The organism is Luteitalea sp. (genome assembly GCF_022842525.1).
Classification (GTDB): domain Bacteria; phylum Acidobacteriota; class Vicinamibacteria; order Vicinamibacterales; family Vicinamibacteraceae; genus Luteitalea.
This window is the reverse complement of the sequence record NZ_JALHPM010000374.1, coordinates 1-2,640: the sequence shown is the minus strand read 5'-3', so window position 1 is coordinate 2,640 and position 2,640 is coordinate 1. Positions and strand designations below refer to the sequence as shown.

The window sequence follows — 2,640 nt, the reverse complement described above, 5'->3', positions numbered from 1 at the left end:
CGTCAAAGACAAGTTGCAAGATCGAAGGGCCGCGCGATGACGTACTACCCGATCACTCGGTGCTCGGCCTGCGGCGTCGAGTCGAAGAACCAGCGGCCCGGAGACGGGTGCCACGCTTGCCTGCGCGGGGTGATGCGGTGAGCGAGTCGAGGCCAGAAAAGAAGGACTGGATTACCTGCGAGGAGTTGCTTGCCGCGTCCGACTATCAGGCCACGCGAGACACACTTCGCGCCATGCTGAGTTGTTGCGAGTCGTGGGAGCCTGACACTTGCATCATGGGAAACGTGCGCAGCAAAGACGCCGCCAAAGCCCTCCGCGCCGTCCTGCTCGCGGCCGTGAGGCCGAGCGACGATCCGTGGCTCCCCTTCGACACCGCACCGCAGGACGGCACGCGCATCTTGACGCTGCACAACGAAGTCGCGGTCACTTCGTACCGCGTTCAGCGTGACGACTGCGAGATGTGGGTGTTTGGGCGGACCATGGTTGCCGTGGACGTGAATCCCAAGCACCGGCCATCGCACTGGATGCCGCACCCGCCGCTGCGCGCGGCAGGGGGTGAGGGATGAGCGACGTTCGCATATTGGCGCTCGTTAAGACGTGTCGCGAGTGCCCGCACAGGACTTACTCCTCCGGAGGTCGCTACGAATGCCGGGAGATTCGTAGGCCTCTGGACGAGCAAGAGGCACGCGGCATCCCGTGGTTCTGCCCTCTGCCCCGGTATCCCGAAGCGCCGCCGCCTCGCGCGGCAGGGGGTGAGGGATGAGACGGCACCCAAGGCGCGACTATTTCCGAAGGCCTCAGCAGTGGCGAAACCGGGTCACTTGCAGAGTGTTCGCGGCCGGGTATCGATGGGCACATCCGCGTCGCTACGGATGGCGCAGGGACGTGATCTACGCGGCGAGCCAGAACGGGATCATGGCCGCGTGGCTGCTATTGCGGAGGGCTGAAGGATGAAGGTCACACTCGACGAGCAGATCAAGTGCGTGAAGCGCGAGATCGCGATGCGGGAGAGGGTCTATCCGCAGTGGGTGCGCGCGGGACGCATGCACCAGGACGAAGCCGACACCGAGCTTCGACGCATGCGCGCCGTGCTGGCGACCCTCAAGAGCCTGCCCCCCTCCGAAGCAGCGCAACGCGCGCTGTTCGATGGCCCCGGCATCCAGAAGGCAGTGCCGTGAACCAGCTCGACCTCTTCGCCCCAGCCCCGGTCGCCACGAAACGGCCGAGCCACTTAGACACGGCCCGCGCCATCATGGGCGCGCGTTTCGACAGCTTCGTGTGGTGGTGCCGAAACGGGAACCGCAGCATGTGCGCGGCCGTCCTGTGGCGCACCGGGAAGCTGTCGCCCACGATCGCGGCCGAAACGGTCGACGAGCTGGCCGGGAGCAACCCGTGATCGATCGCGTGCCCCCCGACAAGCTGCGCGAGCTGTTCGGCGTTCGGTCGAAGGCGAAGCTCACCAGCATGCTCCGGAACATCGGGCTCCCCGCTCTCCCCGACGCCCTCGGCTGGCCGATCGTGCTCCCGGCCGACCTGGAGCGTGCCCTATCCTCGCAGCACTCCACCCAGGCGCCCAGGCGCAGAAAGCGGCCGAACCTCGACACCGCTACCATGTAGCGATGGGACGCCGCCGCATTCATCGTCGAGACCTCCCCGAGCGCATGTACTGCGACCGGGGCGTTTACTACCTGTGGCCGAAGGGCAGGCCGAAGCACTGGTTCCGCGACGCCGATGGGCGTCCGCTGTCCCTCGCCGCCGCCCTGGCCGAGTACGGCAAGCTCGTGGACCGGCCGGCAGTCGTGGTCACCATTGCCGATCTGATCGACGAGTTCGAGCGATCGCAGGCCTTCGCGAAGCTCGCGGAGCGCACCCAGGTCGATCGCCGCCGTCACCACGCCGAGCTGCGTCGCGTGTTCGGGCACTACGAGCCGCACGAGTTGGGGCAGGCCGACGTTCTGGAGTGGAAGCGTGCTCGCGCCCCGCAGGCACCACGACAGTGGAATCAGGCCCTGTCGGCCCTGAAGGTGCTCCTCGGGTACGCGGCCGATCCCCTCGGGATCATCACGGAGAACCCGTGCCGCGAGGTCAAGCGCATGCCGGAGGTCCGCCGCACTCGCGCGCCGTCGCTGGCCGAGCTGGAGGCCTTCTGCGCTCTCGGGAATCAACAGGTCCGCCTCTACGTCGCCCTGAAGCTCCTGACGAGCCTGCGCATGTCCGACATCCTCCGGCTCACCCGGGCGATGATCCTGGACGACTGTCTGAGGGTGCCGATCGGCAAGGGGGGCGGTCGTCACACCCGGCTGCTGTTCGTCGACCCCGAGTCGGGCGAGTCCACCGGGCTGCGCGAGCTGCTCGACCAGATTCTCGCCCTCCGGCGTCCCGTGGGGTCGCTGGCGTTGTTCTGCAACCGCAAGGGGCAGGCGTACACCCGCGACGGATGGGAGTCGAACTGGCAGTACCAGATGCGGAAGTTCGTCGCCGCAGGCGGTGAGCGGTATCACGAGCACGACATCCGTGCTCGGGCAGGCATCCTGGCCGAACGTCAGGCCGGCCGCGAGGCAGCGCGACAGCTCCTCGGGCACGTCGAGCAGCGCACGACCGCCATCTACACCGACCGCGACGACCGGATCGTCGTCCCGA

5 protein-coding genes are annotated in these 2,640 nt (G+C 67.4%); all 5 read left to right on the top strand.

Annotation, left to right across the window (positions count from 1 at the left end; translation table 11 throughout):
• On the top strand, positions 1-566 hold a 566-nt coding region (locus Q0C41_RS31165; RefSeq protein WP_291990911.1), incomplete at its 5' end, for a hypothetical protein.
• 384 nt (positions 567-950) lie between these two features.
• Positions 951-1,178 (top strand): hypothetical protein, encoded by a 228-nt coding sequence (locus Q0C41_RS31160; protein ID WP_291990909.1) that lies wholly within the window; start codon positions 951-953, stop codon positions 1,176-1,178.
• Complete coding sequence (locus Q0C41_RS31155; RefSeq protein ID WP_291990907.1) at positions 1,175-1,396, top strand: hypothetical protein; 222 nt, start codon at positions 1,175-1,177, stop codon at positions 1,394-1,396. The genes Q0C41_RS31160 and Q0C41_RS31155 overlap by 4 nt, the downstream gene beginning before the upstream one ends.
• Positions 1,393-1,617, top strand: a complete 225-nt coding sequence (locus Q0C41_RS31150) for a hypothetical protein (protein ID WP_291990905.1) — start codon at positions 1,393-1,395, stop codon at positions 1,615-1,617. The genes Q0C41_RS31155 and Q0C41_RS31150 overlap by 4 nt, the downstream gene beginning before the upstream one ends.
• Positions 1,618-1,619: 2 nt before the next feature.
• Positions 1,620-2,640: tyrosine-type recombinase/integrase (locus tag Q0C41_RS31145; protein ID WP_291990903.1), on the top strand; the 1,021-nt coding region annotated here is incomplete at its 3' end.

Excerpts from the sequence above, each read along its gene's own strand:
- Q0C41_RS31160 (WP_291990909.1), top strand. The coding sequence starts at position 951 with ATGAAGGTCACACTCGACGAGCAGATCAAGTGCGTGAAGCGCGAGATC.